We start from the raw sequence: 15,743 nt of genomic DNA, 5'->3' as shown, positions 1-15,743 counted from the left end.
TCAAGCCTAGCCCTTGCCGGGCCTAGGCTTAAGAAAAATATAATCATGTGAGCTTTAAAAAAATTGCTCAAAAATTTCAAAACAGTGATGTTAGTTTAAAAAACAATCGCTCTTGATAACAACAATGAAAGAGGATGATATTGTGAATAAATCTCAATTAATCGATCAAATCGCAGCTGATGCTGACATTTCTAAAGCGGCTGCAGGTCGTGCACTAGATTCATTCATCGAATCTGTATCTGGCGCGCTAAAAGATGGCGACTCAGTTGCACTTGTTGGTTTTGGTACTTTCTCTGTACGTGAGCGTGCTGCTCGTGCAGGTCGTAACCCACAAACTGGTGAAACGATTCAAATTGCTGCAGCTAACATCCCAGCTTTTAAAGCCGGTAAAGCGCTTAAAGACGCAGTAAACTAATCACTGTGTAAACAAATTAGTTATGGCGAGTAAAGAGACGCTTAATTATTGCAATCGATAAATTAAGTTACTTCACCGCCAGTTACTTCAAGTGAAAAAGCGTATCTGGTAAGATACGCTTTTTTTACATATGACAAGGTAGAAAATACCTTGCTCAGAAAAGAGATAAACAAATGCTTGAGAAAATCAGAGAAGGTTCGCAAGGGCCGGTAGCCAAAGTCATTTTAGGCGCGGTGATTTTATCTTTTGCCTTAGCTGGGATCGGTAGTTACTTAGGTCAAACCACAGAACAACCCGTTGCTGAAGTAAATGGAATTAAAATTAGCCAAACAGAATTTAGCCGTGCGTTTCAAAATGAACGCAGCCGCTTAGAACAACAATTTGGTGAGTACTTTACCCAAATAGCAGCTGATCCAACTTACATGGCTCAAATCCGTCAAGGCGTGATTGACCGTTTAGTACAACAAGAATTACAAAGCCAGTTAGCTGCCGAACTTGGTCTTCGCGTAAGTGATGAAAGCGTTCGCAAAACAATTTTAGAGCTACCTTATTTTAAAATTGGCGATCAGTTTAATAACGACCGTTACTTACAAGTGATTCGTCAAATGAACTTCCAACCTGATTCATTTCGAGAGTACCTTCGTGATGATATGACACGTAGCCAGTTAGTGTCAGCGGTTGCAGGAACTGACTTTGCATTGCAAAACGAGCTTAAATCAGCCATTGCACTGCAACAACAAACTCGCAGCATTGATTATTTAGTCATTGATAAACAAGCAATGCAGGCTGATGTTGACGTTACTGATCAAGAAGTGGCTGATTACTACGAATTAAATGCAGGGCAATTTTTATCGCCAGAGCTTATTTCAGTTAATTACATTGAGTTAGATGCAGATGATATCGATGTTGCATCGGTAAGCGAAGACGACGTAAAAGCATATTATGAGCAGAGTAAAGCGCAATATGTTGAGCCTGAAAAACGTCGTGTATCACATATCTTAATTGATAACAGTGAAGATGACGATGCGGCAAAAGCGAAAGCTGAGTCTTTACTTGCCCAGCTTAACGCTGGTGCTGATTTTGCTGAGCTAGCAGAGACATCGTCAGATGACATTGTTAGTGCAGAAATGGGTGGTGACCTAGAGTGGATTGAACGTGATGTCATGGAGCCTGCATTTGAAGATGCTGCTTTTGCACTGCAAAACAAAGGTGATTACTCTGATGTAGTAGCCTCTGAATTTGGTTATCACATCATTAAACTTACAGACATTCAATCGCAGCAAGTTAAACCTTACGATGCCGTGAAAGCCGATTTACGTGCTGAACTTGAACAAGCTGAAAAAGTGGATGCGTTTTACGAGAAGCAAACAGAAATGGGTGCGTTAGCCTTTGAGATTTCTGACCGCTTAGACGATGCTGCTGAAGTGGCGGGTGTTGAAGTACAATCTACACCGCTATTAGCACTGAGTGCGCTTCCTGAGCCGCTTAATAATCCTGCGGTTATAACCGCATTATCATCAGTTGAATTACTAGAAGATAAAGTAAACTCAGAAGTAATCGAACTAGGTAATGAGCACGTGATTGTGGTTCGTGTTAACGAGCATCAACCGGCTGCAACTAAAGCATTGAGCGAAGTAAGTGAGCAAATTAAAACACGCTTAGTAAACGAAAAAGCGTCGGATCTTGCTAAAGAAAAAGCACGTACCTTATTTGCACAAATCAAAGACGGTAAGGGCTTAAACGATGTGGCTGCTGAGCAATCACTAAACGTTCGTCAAGAGTCGCAACTAACTCGTGAAAGCTTTGCAGTTTCGCCTGCTATTGTTACCCAAGTATTCAAAATGGCACATCCTAGTGATGCAGCTGTATATGATGTAGTTAACTTAAACAATGGTGATGCAGCGATTGTTGCGCTTAAAGCGGTAAATGATGCACCAGTGAGTGACAACATTGAGCCACAAATGAAGCAAAATATCACGATGGCGCAAGCGCAGAAAAACTATACGGTATTCATTGAATCGCTTAAGCAACAAGCAGAGCTTAATGTACCAAAAGCAGCGCAACCTGCGGAATAAATAATAGCTAAACTATAAAAGGCGCCAATTGGCGCCTTTTATATTTTTGTATTAACAGCTTAATAAGCGTTGAGTAACCTTTGACTGTGGGCTTTGAAAAATAGCTTCAGTGGGACCGTATTCAACAATTTCACCTTTATTGAGAACGACTAATTGGTCGCTAATATGGCGCACTAAACTTAAATGATGGGTGATCAAAATATAGGTTAAACCGGTTTCGAGCTGTAATTTAAGTAATAAGTTAACTATTTGCGCCCTCACAGAGGGGTCAAGCGACGAAAGTGCCTCATCGAGTACAACTACCTTGGGATCTAATATAAGCGCGCGAGCGAGCGCTACACGCTGTAATTGCCCCACACTAAACATATGCGGATAGTATTGCTGATGATCAACCAGCAATCCGACCTTAAGTAAAGTACTGCCAATTTTTTCACTACGTTGAGTTTTATCAAAATCAGTATTGAATTTTAGGCAATCATCGAGCATTTCAGCAATGGTCACTGCTGGGTTCAATGAGGTGGCGGAGTCTTGAAAAATCATTCGGATATAACGACACTGCGCATCACGATTACCATTGTTTTCTATGGTGTTATTCTCTAATAATATCTGCCCGTTATCGGCACTGTATGCACCCACTAATAATTTAGCCAGGGTACTTTTTCCTGAGCCTGTTTCACCAATAATGGCAATTGTTTCACCTTTACCAATGCAAAATGAGATGTTTTTTAGTACATCAAATTTTTTACGGCTAAATAAACCTGCACGCATGTTAAAGGCTTTTGACAAGGCTTGAACTTTTAACAAGGGTTGCATTATTTTACTTCCTTGATCAATGGAAAGTGACACGCGTAACTATGGCCGTGGTGTTTAGAGAGTTTAGGGGCAACCACACACTCTTTTTGTGCTTGCGGGCAACGTGGACCGAGTCGACAACCAATCGGTAAATGTTGTAGTGTAGGTATGGTGCCTTTTAATGCATAAAAAGGTTCTTTATGGGCTAAACCATGCTCATAATCGGGCAGGCTTTTTAGTAAAGCTTGCGTATACGGATGACGAGGTTGGCTAAAAATACGGTGTGTTGGACCTGCTTCAACCATTTGACCGCAGTACAACACATGAATACCATGCGACCAATTTACTATTTCTTCTAGCTCATGGGAAATCATCAAAATAGACATGTTCTTTAGCTGATTTAAACTTTTTAATAACCTAAACACCTGTGCACGGGTGGTGCTTTCTAGTGCGGTTGTAGGCTCATCAGCAATGAGCAATTTAGGTGTACGCGCAATGGCCATGGCTATCATGACTTTTTGACAAACGCCTTCAGAGAGTTCATGAGGGTAGCTATCAAGCACGGCTTCATGATTTTTAATGCCCACTTTGTGTATCAGTGCTTTTACACGATCTTTACGCTCTCGGTTGCGTTTTAAGAAAAACCCTTTGGCGGCCACTTCAGGCAGTGTTTCAGCGATTTGGTTAAATATTTTTGCAGTAGGGTCAAGGCAGCGACTTGGATCTTGGTAAATCATTGCAATGTCTTGGCTGACGGTTTTACGGCGCTGCTCTGGTGTGAGGCGCATTAAATCGACACCGCGCCAATGCATTCTATCGGCGGTTATAACCCAGCGTTCGTTAAGTACGCCTACAATGGCTTTTGCAATTAAGCTTTTTCCTGAGCCGGATTCTCCCACTAAGGCGTGTACTTCACCTTCTTTTAAACTAAAACTTACTCGGTCAACAGCGCGAATAGCAGTTTCAGACGTTTGCAGCTCTATGGTTAAATTTCGAATATCTAGTAAATGCATTTAATCTGCCTTACGCGCTTGTAAAACTTTGCGAAGTCCATCGCCCACCAAGTTTGTTGAAAGAACGGCTAAAAATAGCAGTACACCCGGAAGAGCCACTGTCCATGGCGCTAAATAAATAAGCCCTAAGTTTTCGGCCAAAATAGCACCCCATTCAGTGGTCGGCGGCTGTGCGCCAAGTTTTAAAAACCCTAGCGCAGCAATATCTAAAATAGCAGTAGAGAGGGCCATAGTAAAAATAACCACAATATATTCATACACATTAGGAAAAATACCGCGCGATAAAATATGCCACTTAGAGGCTCCATCGAGCCGGTACGCTGTGACATAATCTTTACCTAGCTCATCAACGATTAGGTTTCTAATGGAATGAATAAACTGTGGTAACAGCGCTAAAATAATTGCCCAAACGGTATTCATTAATCCAGGTCCGAGTATGGCAATAATAATAATGGCCAATAATAATGAGGGGATAGATAAGGTTACATCAAGTAAATGGTTCAAAAAGCTAGAGCGTATGCCTTTGCTAATACCAGCAAATGTCCCGACTAACACGCCAATTATGGTGGTAATTAGTGCAGCCACGATCGACAAACCAAAAGTATAAGTCGCACCATTCATTAAGCGTGAAAGCACATCTCGGCCTAAGTCATCGGTGCCTAAAATAAACCGCACATCGCCCATTTCATTCCATGAAGGTGGTAGCAGTAGTGCATTACTGTGCTGTTGGTTTACTCCATAGGGCGCAAGAAACGGCGCTGTTGCAGCTAATATACTAAAGGCAATAAACACCCATAAACCCACCAAAGCAGGATGGTTATTTTTAAATTTTCTCCATAGTCTCGCTAATGGCGATTTATTTGAATCTTCTGAAAATAAATTAAACTTTGCCATGCGCTTGGTTCCGAGACAGGGGATCGAGTAGGGTGTATGTTAGTTCGGCTATAATTGTCGCAATAATAATGAAAAAAGAAACGGCCATTAACCCCCCTTGTATGGCAGGGTAGTCACGTTGATAAATACTGTCTATTAACCAACGGCCAATCCCCGGCCATGAAAAAATAACCTCGGTGATCATAGCAAGGGTGATTAAGGTGCTAAATTGCAAACCTATTTGCTTTATAACCGGCAGTAATGCATTTCTCAGGGCGTGATGAATAATAAGCTGTCCACGGTTAAGGCCTTTGGCGCGAGCTGTTTTGATAAAGTTTTGATCCATTACTTTTAACATTGACTCGCGAGTAAAGCGCACCAATACAGTAGTCGGATACATAGCCAGTACAATGGTGGGTAACGTTAGGTGATGCAGTGCATCAAGCATTGCCATGCCATTGTAGGGAAAATCAGCTAGTAAAATATCCAGTAAGATAAACCCCGTACTGGCAGGTATTTCATACAATAAGCTCACTCGCCCCGACATAGGAAACCAACCAAGTTTGAGCGAAAAAACCATAATTAGTAATAACGCGAGCCAAAAAATAGGCATAGAATAGCCAACCATAGCTGTTGAGCTAATTAATTTATCAGGCCATTGTTTATGATAAGCCGATGCTAAAATCCCGACAGGCACGCCAACCACAACCGAGATGACTAACGCATAAATACTCAGCTCTAAGGTCGCTGGAATTAAATCAACCACGTGAGCAAAAACACTATCTCCTGAGGCAAACGACACGCCCCAATCGCCTTGTACTATTCGCCCAACAAAGGCAATGTACTGCATAAAGTAGTTACTGTTAAACAGGTACTTTTCTTCTAGCTGTGCATTTTGAGTAAAGTTAGTGTCTGGTATGCCGCTTAAGTTACTCAGTGGATCGCCAGGGAATAAGTAGCTCAGCGAAAAAGTAAAAATACTCAGTAATAACACCATGAAAAATAACAATCCGAGGCGGCGTAAAATATAATCGAATAACATTACTTCTTCCTCGCGTTAGCCAATGAAATAGCGCCAAATGGCCCGAGTGTGATCCCCTCAACATCAGCACTACTTGCCTGAAAACGCATGCCGTGGGCTATTGGGTATAAGGGTAATTGTTCGATGATCATACTTTGTGCTGCGTCGTAATATTGTTTACGTAAATTTAAATCGGTCGTATCGAGAGCTTTAGTTAACAGTAAATCAAATTCAGGATTACACCAGTTCGCTGGGTTTTTGCCACTGAAGGTCGCGGTGCAGCTAAGTAACGGGCTAAAAAAGTTGTCAGGATCAGGCGTATCTGCTGCCCAACCTAATAATACACTGTCGTGACGGTGCTCGCCTATGCGTTGAATAAAGGTGTTCCACTCATACTCGACAATATTAACGTTAACGCCAATTTTGCGTAAATCGCTTTGCATCAGCTCTGCCATTTTTCGTGCATTGGGGTTATAAATACGGCTGACAGGCATAGCCCAAATGCTCATATCAAACCCTTTTTCATAACCGGCTTCTGTTAATAGTTTTTTTGCCAGTTGTGGGTCGAAAATTGGCATGTTCTTTTGTGGTTCAAACGCCCACGACGTGGGTGGTAATATTGACCGCGCACGAAGTCCATTACCGTAGTAAACTGCCTGCATTATTTTTTCTATATCAATGGCATGCACTAAGGCTTGGCGTACTTTTAAGTTATCAAACGGAGGGCGTTCGGAATTAAATGCCCAATAACCTATGTTTAAGTTGGTTTCCCTTTCAACGTTAATATCATCTCGCTGAGCTAAAATACTTAACTGTGCACTGCTAGGATGCGCAGTTACGTCACACTCTTTGGTAAGAATTTTAGCAATACGCGTGGTGCCATTAGGGGTAATGTCGTACACCAACTGCTCAAGTGCCACCTCGTGTTTCCAATAGTCAGCGTTTTTATAAAAGCGTACTAAATGGTCTCGTCGGTATTCTTTGTAAATATAAGGACCGGTGCCAACTGGATATTGATCAAATAGGTTTTCTTGGTTGTTGGCTTTGAGCGCCATGGCATATTCTTTAGAGAGCACCACGGCGAAATCGGTCGCCATATTCGCTAAAAAACTGCTTTCTGCGTTAAATAATTCAAACCGAACTTGGTGATCAGACACCCTGACAATTTTACGAATAAGTTGGTCAATACCCACACTTTGAAAGTAGGGATAATTCGCATCACCGACAAAGTGATAGGGGTTGTATACATCAAATAAACGACTGAAAGTGAAAATGACATCATCAGCGTTAAATTCGCGTGTTGGAGTAAAATACGCGGTGGTATGAAATTTAACCCCTTTACGCAGAGTAAAAGTGACAGACTTACCGTCTTTGCTAATTTTCCAGTCGGTGGCTAGTTCGCTTTTAAATTCAGCAGTCACAGGGTCAATACTAATTAACCGGTCGTACAACTGGTTAGCAATAATATCGATGGTTGATCCTGTGGTTGTGACTTGTGGATTGAACGACACAGGATTTGCCTCAGCGCAATAAACGAGGCCTTGGTTTTTTTCTTCTAAGATTTCTTCTTTACTATCAATGCAACCTACTAAACTCAATGATAATAAAGCAAGTAATAATTTATGCACCCGCACAACCTCTACTATTCCAGCAAATTGTATTTTTTCAAATAACCACGTAATTGATGATACGTTAAACCAAGTACTTCTGCAGTCTTCTTTTGATTAAATTGGCTATGTTCTAATGCTTTTTTTATTAATGTGATCTCAAATTCATTAGAGAGTGTTTTTAAGTCACAAGGAAACTCAGGTTCTGCGTTACTCAAACTCGGTGTTACAGGCGCTTCTTTGGGCTGGGTGTTAACAACTTCATTTTGCACAGCAACAGGGGCTTGTGCATGTTTAATACGTGCTTTAGGTCTAAAGCGGCTTTCGAATGGGTCTAAAATAATTTTATGCACAGGGATATGTTCATTGCCGTGGCGATAAAGACTTCGCTCCACCACATTTTTAAGCTCACGCACATTACCCGGCCACTCATAACTGAGTAAACTTTCTTGTGCATTGCGAGTAAAGCCACTAAATAACTCCCACTCTAAGTCGCGTGCCATATTCATTGCAAATTGCTCAGCCAGTAACATAATATCGTCTTGGCGTTCGCGCAGTGGCGGTAGAGTGATCACATCAAATGCGAGCCTATCGAGTAAATCGCTTCTAAATTCACCTTGCTGCGCTAAATGCGGTAAGTCTTCATTGGTCGCACAGACTAAGCGCGTATCTACTTTAACCGTTTGTTTGCCGCCAACACGCTCAAACTCACCATACTCTATTACCCTTAATAGCTTTTCTTGCACTAGGGCAGAAGTATTTGCCAACTCATCTAAAAATAAGGTGCCGCTATTAGCCCGCTCAAATCGGCCTTCATGGCGTTTACTTGCGCCAGTAAATGCACCACTTTCATGGCCAAATAATTCACTTTCGAGTAGATTTTCGTTTAATGCCGCACAGTTAAGTTTGACGTAACTTTGATCCCAGCGCTTGGATAAAAAGTGTAAACGTGCTGCAATAAGCTCTTTACCGGTACCACGTTCACCAATAATAAGTACGGGTTTATCTAGGTTTGCTAGCTGCGATACCTGATCAAGAACCGATAAAAAGCTGTCTGATTGGCCGAGCAAATTATCCTGTTGGCGATATTGACTCATATTTCCTAACTCTTAGTCATTTTTACTAACAGTTAGTGTATTTCATTATGATTGATAACAAAAGCAATTTGTAATTTACATTTAACTATTTGAAATTTATTGCTATTTTAAAATTAAAAAAGTTGGCAAGCATATTGATACTAATAAAAGCAGACACATTTAGATTAAATAATAGAGGTATATGTTATGGGAATTTTTTCACGTTTTGCAGACATTGTTAATTCTAATATCAATGCCATTTTAGATAAAGCAGAAGACCCTGAAAAAATGGTTCGTCTTATTATCCAAGAGATGGAAGATACACTGGTAGAGGTACGCTCTACATCAGCAAAAACACTCGCTGAGAAAAAAGAATTAGTACGTCGCGTAGATACACTAAAAGCCCAAGTAAGCGATTGGCAAGAGAAAGCCGAACTGGCACTGAGCAAAGATCGTGACGATTTAGCACGCTCAGCATTACTTGAAAAGCAAAAATCAGCCGACGCAGTTGCTGCGGTAGAAAGTGAACTTGACCATGTAGAGTCTCATATTGAGAAGCTACAACAAGAGGTTACTACGCTACAAGAAAAGCTAGCAGATGCTAAGGCACGTCAAAAAGCGATTATTTTACGTCAACGCTCGGCTGAGTCGCGCCTTGAAGTTAAAAAAGCGCTTGATAGTTCTAAAGTAGAGGATGCACTTAATCGCTTTGAACGTTACGAAACCAAAATTGATGGGCTAGAATCTCAAATAGAGTCTTATGATTTAGGTAAACAAACGTTAGCTGATGAAATTGCAGACTTACAAAAGAATGAAAAGATTGATGACGAGTTAGCTGAACTTAAAAAGAAACTCGCAAATAAATAAAACGATAATATCAGGGGCCACGTGCCCCTGACATCAACATAGAATAAGGATTGTCAGGAGAGGATTATGTTTGATCCAGAGATACTAGTTGCCCCCTTTATCTTATTTATGATTTTTGTTGCGCCACTGTGGTTAATTTTACACTACCGTAGCAAAAAGCAAGTAAGCCAAGGGTTGAGTGAGCATGAGCACCGCCAATTATTGGAGCTAGCACAAAAAGCTGAAAAAATGGCTGATAGAGTAGAAACATTAGAAGCGTTGCTTGATCAAGAGTCACCTCAGTGGAGACAAAAAGTATGAACACTAAACGCGAATTATTCAGAGACCCACAACGCGGCAAAATAGCTGGCGTATGTGCCGGTTTAAGTGACTACTTTAATATGGAGTTATGGTTAGTTCGCATTATATTTGTTAGTGCGGTACTACTAACCGGTGGCCCATTATTTGTGGTAGCGTACATTGCAGCATGGTTTATTTTAGATAAAAAACCTGCTGCAACACGTAAAACGCATTCAACTTACAGTGATGACCCACTAGAAGTTAAGTTTAAAGTATGGCAAAAGGGCGAGCCACCTCGTCGTGCATTACAAGACTTAAAAGAGCGTTTAACACGTGTTGATGTTCGCTTACAAGAGATGGAACGTTACGTTACCTCAAGCGAATTTACGGTCAGTCGTGAAATTAATAAACTTTAAAGGATTGATAAGCACCTTGTTTGTAACGTGAACAATTACGGCAGATAGGGTGCAAAACACTTTATGAGCCAATCATTTGCAAAAAAGACCTTTAAAACCTTTAAAGGCAAAGCACAAAAAGCCCTGCACCGTAGTTTAGACCAACATGTTAAGCTTGCTGTAACTGGGTTGAGCGGCAGTGGTAAAACCGCGTTTATAAGCGCGTTAGTTAAGCACTTAACCTCTCAGGCGAATGACAACAACTTACCTTTTTTTGATGTGATGCGCGAGCATCGTCATATTGCCACTAAAATTGTGCCGCAAGAGGCATTAAACGTGCCCACTTTTGATTATAACCGTGCAATGAGTGCCTTACTGCCAATGGAAGGTGACCCTGCTTGGCCGGCGTCTACTGAGCGAATAAATACCCTACGCTTGGCGATTAAATACCAAAGTAATGCGGGTCTGCGAGGTCATTTTTCACCGCAATCAACGTTATACCTTGATATTATTGACTATCCAGGCGAATGGCTGCTCGATTTACCTATGCTTGAACAAAGCTATACTGCGTGGTGTGAACAGCAATACCCATTATTAAATCAGTCTCCTCGCAGCGCTACCTCAGGCGATTTTTTACACGCCGTAGAGCAACTTGATTTACATGCGCCTGTGGATGAAAGTGAGCTTGCTAACATTGCACAACTTTATCAACGCATGCTAGTAGGGCTAAAAAAAGACACCAAACTTGCGATGTTACAACCCGGGCGAATGTTAATGCCGGGCGACTTGCAAGGTGCGCCGTTATTGTTATTTTTTCCAATAAACCCTGAAATGATGAAAGACGATGTGGTGGCGGGTTCTAATTTAGCGCATTTAATTAAACGTTTTAATGCTTACGTGAAAGAAGTCGTTAAGCCATTTTATAATGAGCATTTTCGTCATTTTGACCGCCAAATTGTGTTGGTTGATGTACTCAGTGCATTAAATGAAGGCCATGAAACGTTGCATGAGCAAAGCCGTGTTATTAATCAATTGTTGGCACATTTTAGTTATGGGGAGTCTGGCTTTTTTAAACGTTTATTCAAACCGAATATTGATAAAATATTGTTTGCGGCTAATAAGTCAGATCACATCAGTGCTAAGCATCATAAAGCGTTAGCCTTGTTACTAGACTCGCTGGTTAAAGAGCAAAGTAATCATTTAAAGTTTGATGGTGTACAAATTGAAACTATGGCTATGTCATCAATTACCGCAACCCAACCTCGCCAAGTGGTTGATAAAGGTCAAACCCTTGATTGCGTTTACGGTAAACCTTTAAATGAGCATGAGTGGCTGACTTATTTACCACCAGAGCCGCCAAGTAGAATGCTTAATAAAAGTGAGTGGCCAGCGCAAGGGTTTGAATTTTTGTCATTTTCGCCGATGCCAAGCCCCGACAAGCAACTTAAACATATTCGATTAGATCATGTGATGCAGTACTTGCTAGGAGATAAATTAACATGAGTGAGTCAACGCAACAGTTTCAAGCAGGGCGTCGTATTAGTGCACAAAGTATTGAGCAAAACGAGCCTGCGTTAACACCTGCTAAAATTATTGAACACGGACAAAGTGATTACACCTCTGAGCTTGAGGATGATGCGCTTGAGCCTGAAGTTGATTTAGAGCCGGTGTATAAAAAGTCAAAATGGCAAACGCTCAAAGGCTTGTTTGCGCTCAGCTTTATTATTTTAGTACTGCTAGAGTTTGGGTTTTCTATTGTGCTTGCTTATCAGCAATCGCTTATTTTGGGCAGTGTTTATTTAACCGCCGTGGTAAGCGCTCTGCTATTAATAACAAGATTGTTATGGCGAGAGTATCGGATGTTGCGCAGTTTAAAGCGTAATCAGCTGCATCGCCATGAAGCCGATAGGCTATTAAACAGTGAGCAAGTGGGTGGTGCACTCCCTTGGCTTGAAAAATTGAACAAGCACCAGCAGTTAGACAATTTTGAAAACTTTAAAAACCAAGTTGCTACGCACCATAGTGATAAAGAAATAATGACACTTTACGCTAATAGCCTACTGGTAACGCAAGACACCCAAGCTAAAAAGCTTATAAACCGCTTTGCAACAGAGTCAGCCTTATTAGTCGCATTAAGCCCTCTTGCGCTGGTGGATATGATAGCGGTGTTATGGCGCGGTACAAAATTAATTGAACAAATAGGTAAAATTTATGGCATTGGTTTTGGTTACGCCAGTCGCATTAAACTCTATCGAATGCTGTTAAAACAAGTCATGTTTGTAGGTAGTGCAGAGCTTGTATCTGATTTAGCTGCCACGGCACTTAGTGCTGAGCTATTAGGCAAACTTTCAGGGCGAGCCGCGCAAGGCGTCAGTGCGGGTATATTTACAGCACGTATAGGCTATAAAGCCATGGAATTAAGTCGACCCTTACCGCGTCTTGAAAATAAACGCAGCTTGTTAAAAGGCACTGTTCAAGGGATTGCGAGTAAAATTATGAGTCGCACTAAGAGAGCGGAGAGTAAATAGTTGGCAATATTTGTGTACAGCTTTTTGAGTAAAGTTTGCACAAATAGCCATCTGAGCATCCGGCATGCTTGTGATTTAAAGTGCGGTGCGTTTTATTTATGTAATTGACACACATAATAAAAACGAGAGCACACAATGAGCAAGCATCATCAACACACCCAATGTATCCATGGCCCACAAAAAGCCAATGATCCCCATGGCGCATTAACCTCGCCATTATACCAAACATCGACATTTCATTTTGAAAATGCTGCGCAGGGTGCTGCACGGTTTGCTGGCGATGAGCCAGGTTATATTTATACGCGTTTGGGTAACCCTACCACCACTGAACTTGAACAAAAAGTGGCGCAATTAGAGGGCTGTGAGGCTGCAGCGGCAACGGCTACAGGTATGGGAGCGGTATCGGCTTCGGTACTGAGCTTTTTATCACAAGGCGATCACTTAGTTGCATCAAGTGCGCTTTATGGCTGCACCTTTGCTTTTTTTGCGCATATGTTGCCGCGTTGGGGCATTGAAGTCACCTTTGTGGATATGACCAATGAAGATGAGTTACGTGCTGCAATAAAGCCAAACTCAAAAATGATATTTGCAGAGACACCGATAAACCCGACGATGGCCGTTATTGATTTAGCACTTATTGGTGATGTAGCAAAACAGCATAATTTAATAAGTGTGGTCGACAATACCTTTTTAACGCCGCTGCTACAGTCACCTAAACAATACGGCATCGATATTATTATGCACAGTGCTACCAAGTATTTAAATGGTCACGGCGATGTAGTCGCAGGTATTGTGTGTGGATCCCTTGAGCACATTACACAGATTAAAATGACGGTGTTAAAAGATATAGGCGCGACGATTAGCCCACACGATGCATGGTTAATTAACCGAGGTTTAAAAACATTAGCTATACGGGTAGAGCGTCATTGCCAGAGTGCGCAAACGATTGCTGAATATTTAGAGGCTCACCCTCAAGTGAGTAAAGTGTACTATCCGGGACTGAAGTCGCACCCAGGTCATCGGTTTATTGGTAAGCAAATGAAAGCTGCTGGCGGTGTTATTGCTTTTGAAATTAAAGGGAGTTTAACCGACGGTGAGCAGTTTATTGATAGCATGAAGCTATGTACTTTAGCGGTTAGCTTAGGCGATGCTGAAACACTTATTCAACACCCTGCATCGATGACCCATTCGCCTTACACACCCGAAGAAAGATTAGCAGCCGGAATTAGTGATGGTTTAATTCGCTTATCAGTTGGGCTTGAAGATGTTAATGATATTATTAACGATCTCAACCAATCATTTACTAAAATATCGTAAGGTGTAATTTATTATTTACAGAAATATCGATCTGTAAGTGCTGTTAAATATAGGCTGTCTCTTTATCTTTGCTCTAGTGTAATTATAAATTTACGATATTCGTGTTCTGCGAAAGTATTGATCTGAGTCAAGCTATTAAACTTTTGTTCACTTTTGCATAGTATGGCTACATCGAATAGCCGAGCACGTGGCTATTATTTTGACACCGATTTAGGGTTTAAACCCAAAGAAGGTATTTATGGCTAAAGCAAGTAATTACACCTCTAAAACACCAGATGAAAATGGCGTTATACATTGGAGCGATGAAGAAAATAAAATTTGGTCTGAGCTTGTAGCACGCCAACTTGCGTGCATTGAAGGCAAAGCCTGTGACGAGTACATGGAAGGGTTAAAAAAAATTAATCTACCGCATGATCGTATTCCACAGCTAAGTGAGCTAAACGAAGTGCTATTGGCAACAACAGGTTGGCAAGTAGCACCTGTACCTGCACTTATCGACTTTGATGAGTTTTTTAGACTACTGGCCAACAAGCAGTTTCCTGTTGCTACGTTTATTCGTAGCCGTGAAGAATTTGATTATTTACAAGAGCCCGATATTTTTCATGAAATATTCGGTCACTGTGCCATGCTAACAAATCCTGACTTTGCTGAATTTACGCATAAGTACGGGCAACTAGGTTACGCGGCAGAGAAAAAAGACCGCGTTTATTTAGCGCGCATGTATTGGTTTACGGTCGAATTTGGTTTGATGCAAACTGAAAAAGGATTACGTATTTACGGGGGCGGTATTTTATCAAGCCCAGGAGAAACCCAATACGTGTACTCTGATACACCAGAAATTAATCCAATGAATGTGCTAGATGTGCTGCGCACGCCATACCGTATTGATATTATGCAGCCGCTGTACTACACCATTAATTCGATTCATGATCTGTTTGAAATATCGCAAATGGATATAATGACTTTAGTTGAGCAAGCTAAGGCGCTTGGTTTACACGAGCCGAAATTTCCCCCAAAAGAAAAATTAACTAGTTAGTTTTTTAATAAAAGTAACACTAGAATTAAGGATTTAAAATGTCTTCATTAAGTGAACAAAAATGTGAAGCCTGTCATGCAGATGCTCCAAAAGTATCAGATGCAGAATTGGCTGAATTAATTAAAAAAATCCCTGATTGGGTGCCGGAAGTACGCGACGGTATTATGCAATTAGAGCGCGTTTATAAGTTTAAAAACTTTAAGCAGGCCATTGCATTTACTAATAAAGTTGGCGATATGGCTGAAGATGAAGGCCATCACCCTGGTGTATTAACCGAATGGGGTAAAGTAACTGTTACTTGGTGGAGCCATTCAATTAAAGGTTTGCATAAAAACGATTTTATTTGTGCCGCTAAAACAGACGATGTATTTAACGCGCTGTAATTATATTTGAGTAAATAAAAAGGCACTTTACAGTGCCTTTTTTATTTTTAATTACCGTTTTACCAA

Annotated in this window: 16 protein-coding genes; 10 read left to right on the top strand and 6 right to left on the bottom strand. The window is 41.1% G+C overall.

What is annotated here, in order from left to right; genetic code table 11:
* The first annotated feature begins 115 nt into the window (after positions 1-115).
* Together P20439_RS13080 and P20439_RS13075 are read left to right on the top strand one after the other, a co-directional pair.
* Entirely contained in the window at positions 116-415 is a 300-nt protein-coding gene (locus P20439_RS13080; RefSeq protein ID WP_256872136.1) for an HU family DNA-binding protein, read from the top strand.
* A gap of 173 nt (positions 416-588) precedes the next feature.
* Entirely contained in the window at positions 589-2,490 is a 1,902-nt protein-coding gene (locus P20439_RS13075) for a SurA N-terminal domain-containing protein (protein WP_008111031.1), read from the top strand.
* A gap of 51 nt (positions 2,491-2,541) precedes the next feature.
* Here P20439_RS13075 and P20439_RS13070 read toward each other — a convergent pair whose 3' ends face one another.
* From P20439_RS13070 to pspF, 6 genes are read right to left on the bottom strand one after another with little or no spacing between them, the layout of a single operon-like run.
* Positions 2,542-3,303, bottom strand: a complete 762-nt coding sequence (locus tag P20439_RS13070) for an ATP-binding cassette domain-containing protein (protein WP_008111030.1) — start codon at positions 3,301-3,303, stop codon at positions 2,542-2,544.
* Positions 3,303-4,295 carry an oligopeptide/dipeptide ABC transporter ATP-binding protein gene (locus P20439_RS13065; RefSeq protein ID WP_008111028.1) on the bottom strand — a complete coding sequence of 331 codons (993 nt, stop codon included), beginning with the start codon at positions 4,293-4,295 and terminating at the stop codon, positions 3,303-3,305. Before P20439_RS13065 ends, P20439_RS13070 begins: the two co-directional genes overlap by 1 nt.
* Complete coding sequence (locus P20439_RS13060) at positions 4,296-5,189, bottom strand: ABC transporter permease subunit (protein WP_008111024.1); 894 nt, start codon at positions 5,187-5,189, stop codon at positions 4,296-4,298.
* Positions 5,176-6,210 carry an ABC transporter permease subunit gene (locus tag P20439_RS13055; RefSeq protein ID WP_008111022.1) on the bottom strand — a complete coding sequence of 345 codons (1,035 nt, stop codon included), beginning with the start codon at positions 6,208-6,210 and terminating at the stop codon, positions 5,176-5,178. Before P20439_RS13055 ends, P20439_RS13060 begins: the two co-directional genes overlap by 14 nt.
* Positions 6,210-7,817: an ABC transporter substrate-binding protein gene (locus P20439_RS13050; RefSeq protein ID WP_008111019.1), complete on the bottom strand. Its 1,608-nt coding sequence runs from the start codon at positions 7,815-7,817 to the stop codon at positions 6,210-6,212. Before P20439_RS13050 ends, P20439_RS13055 begins: the two co-directional genes overlap by 1 nt.
* Before the next feature lie 14 nt (positions 7,818-7,831).
* Positions 7,832-8,893, bottom strand: a complete 1,062-nt coding sequence (pspF, locus tag P20439_RS13045; RefSeq protein WP_008111017.1) for a phage shock protein operon transcriptional activator — start codon at positions 8,891-8,893, stop codon at positions 7,832-7,834.
* 186 nt (positions 8,894-9,079) lie between these two features.
* On the opposite strand from pspF, the gene pspA reads away from it, so the two are divergent.
* From pspA to P20439_RS13005, 8 genes are all read left to right on the top strand, one after another.
* Positions 9,080-9,739 carry a phage shock protein PspA gene (gene pspA / locus P20439_RS13040; protein WP_008111015.1) on the top strand — a complete coding sequence of 220 codons (660 nt, stop codon included), beginning with the start codon at positions 9,080-9,082 and terminating at the stop codon, positions 9,737-9,739.
* A 66-nt stretch (positions 9,740-9,805) separates the two neighbouring features.
* Positions 9,806-10,039 carry an envelope stress response membrane protein PspB gene (pspB, locus tag P20439_RS13035; protein WP_008111014.1) on the top strand — a complete coding sequence of 78 codons (234 nt, stop codon included), beginning with the start codon at positions 9,806-9,808 and terminating at the stop codon, positions 10,037-10,039.
* On the top strand, positions 10,036-10,434 hold the full coding sequence (gene pspC / locus P20439_RS13030) for an envelope stress response membrane protein PspC (protein ID WP_008111012.1): 399 nt from the start codon (positions 10,036-10,038) through the stop codon (positions 10,432-10,434). The genes pspB and pspC overlap by 4 nt, the downstream gene beginning before the upstream one ends.
* Before the next feature lie 63 nt (positions 10,435-10,497).
* Positions 10,498-11,916, top strand: coding sequence for a YcjX family protein (locus P20439_RS13025; protein ID WP_008111009.1), 1,419 nt, complete (start codon positions 10,498-10,500; stop codon positions 11,914-11,916).
* Entirely contained in the window at positions 11,913-12,941 is a 1,029-nt protein-coding gene (locus P20439_RS13020) for a TIGR01620 family protein (RefSeq protein ID WP_008467543.1), read from the top strand. Before P20439_RS13025 ends, P20439_RS13020 begins: the two co-directional genes overlap by 4 nt.
* A gap of 135 nt (positions 12,942-13,076) precedes the next feature.
* Positions 13,077-14,258 (top strand): methionine gamma-lyase, encoded by a 1,182-nt coding sequence (gene megL, locus P20439_RS13015; RefSeq protein WP_008467542.1) that lies wholly within the window; start codon positions 13,077-13,079, stop codon positions 14,256-14,258.
* A gap of 238 nt (positions 14,259-14,496) precedes the next feature.
* Entirely contained in the window at positions 14,497-15,294 is a 798-nt protein-coding gene (gene phhA, locus P20439_RS13010) for a phenylalanine 4-monooxygenase (protein WP_008467539.1), read from the top strand.
* Between the two features lie 38 nt (positions 15,295-15,332).
* Positions 15,333-15,677 (top strand): 4a-hydroxytetrahydrobiopterin dehydratase, encoded by a 345-nt coding sequence (locus P20439_RS13005; protein ID WP_008467538.1) that lies wholly within the window; start codon positions 15,333-15,335, stop codon positions 15,675-15,677.
* The last annotated feature ends 66 nt before the right edge of the window (positions 15,678-15,743 follow it).

Origin of the sequence: Pseudoalteromonas sp. BSi20439 (assembly GCF_000241165.1) — a bacterium.
Taxonomy (GTDB): Bacteria; Pseudomonadota; Gammaproteobacteria; order Enterobacterales; family Alteromonadaceae; genus Pseudoalteromonas.
This window is presented reverse-complemented; position numbering and strand designations above follow the sequence as displayed.

Coding starts and splice junctions, on each gene's coding strand:
- P20439_RS13060 (WP_008111024.1), bottom strand. CDS start 5,189: ATGGCAAAGTTTAATTTATTTTCAGAAGATTCAAATAAATCGCCATTA.
- pspF (WP_008111017.1), bottom strand. CDS start 8,893: ATGAGTCAATATCGCCAACAGGATAATTTGCTCGGCCAATCAGACAGC.
- P20439_RS13025 (WP_008111009.1), top strand. CDS start 10,498: ATGAGCCAATCATTTGCAAAAAAGACCTTTAAAACCTTTAAAGGCAAA.
- pspB (WP_008111014.1), top strand. CDS start 9,806: ATGTTTGATCCAGAGATACTAGTTGCCCCCTTTATCTTATTTATGATT.
- P20439_RS13070 (WP_008111030.1), bottom strand. CDS start 3,303: ATGCAACCCTTGTTAAAAGTTCAAGCCTTGTCAAAAGCCTTTAACATG.
- megL (WP_008467542.1), top strand. CDS start 13,077: ATGAGCAAGCATCATCAACACACCCAATGTATCCATGGCCCACAAAAA.
- pspC (WP_008111012.1), top strand. CDS start 10,036: ATGAACACTAAACGCGAATTATTCAGAGACCCACAACGCGGCAAAATA.
- P20439_RS13065 (WP_008111028.1), bottom strand. CDS start 4,295: ATGCATTTACTAGATATTCGAAATTTAACCATAGAGCTGCAAACGTCT.
- P20439_RS13055 (WP_008111022.1), bottom strand. CDS start 6,210: ATGTTATTCGATTATATTTTACGCCGCCTCGGATTGTTATTTTTCATG.
- phhA (WP_008467539.1), top strand. CDS start 14,497: ATGGCTAAAGCAAGTAATTACACCTCTAAAACACCAGATGAAAATGGC.
- P20439_RS13005 (WP_008467538.1), top strand. CDS start 15,333: ATGTCTTCATTAAGTGAACAAAAATGTGAAGCCTGTCATGCAGATGCT.
- pspA (WP_008111015.1), top strand. CDS start 9,080: ATGGGAATTTTTTCACGTTTTGCAGACATTGTTAATTCTAATATCAAT.
- P20439_RS13020 (WP_008467543.1), top strand. CDS start 11,913: ATGAGTGAGTCAACGCAACAGTTTCAAGCAGGGCGTCGTATTAGTGCA.
- P20439_RS13075 (WP_008111031.1), top strand. CDS start 589: ATGCTTGAGAAAATCAGAGAAGGTTCGCAAGGGCCGGTAGCCAAAGTC.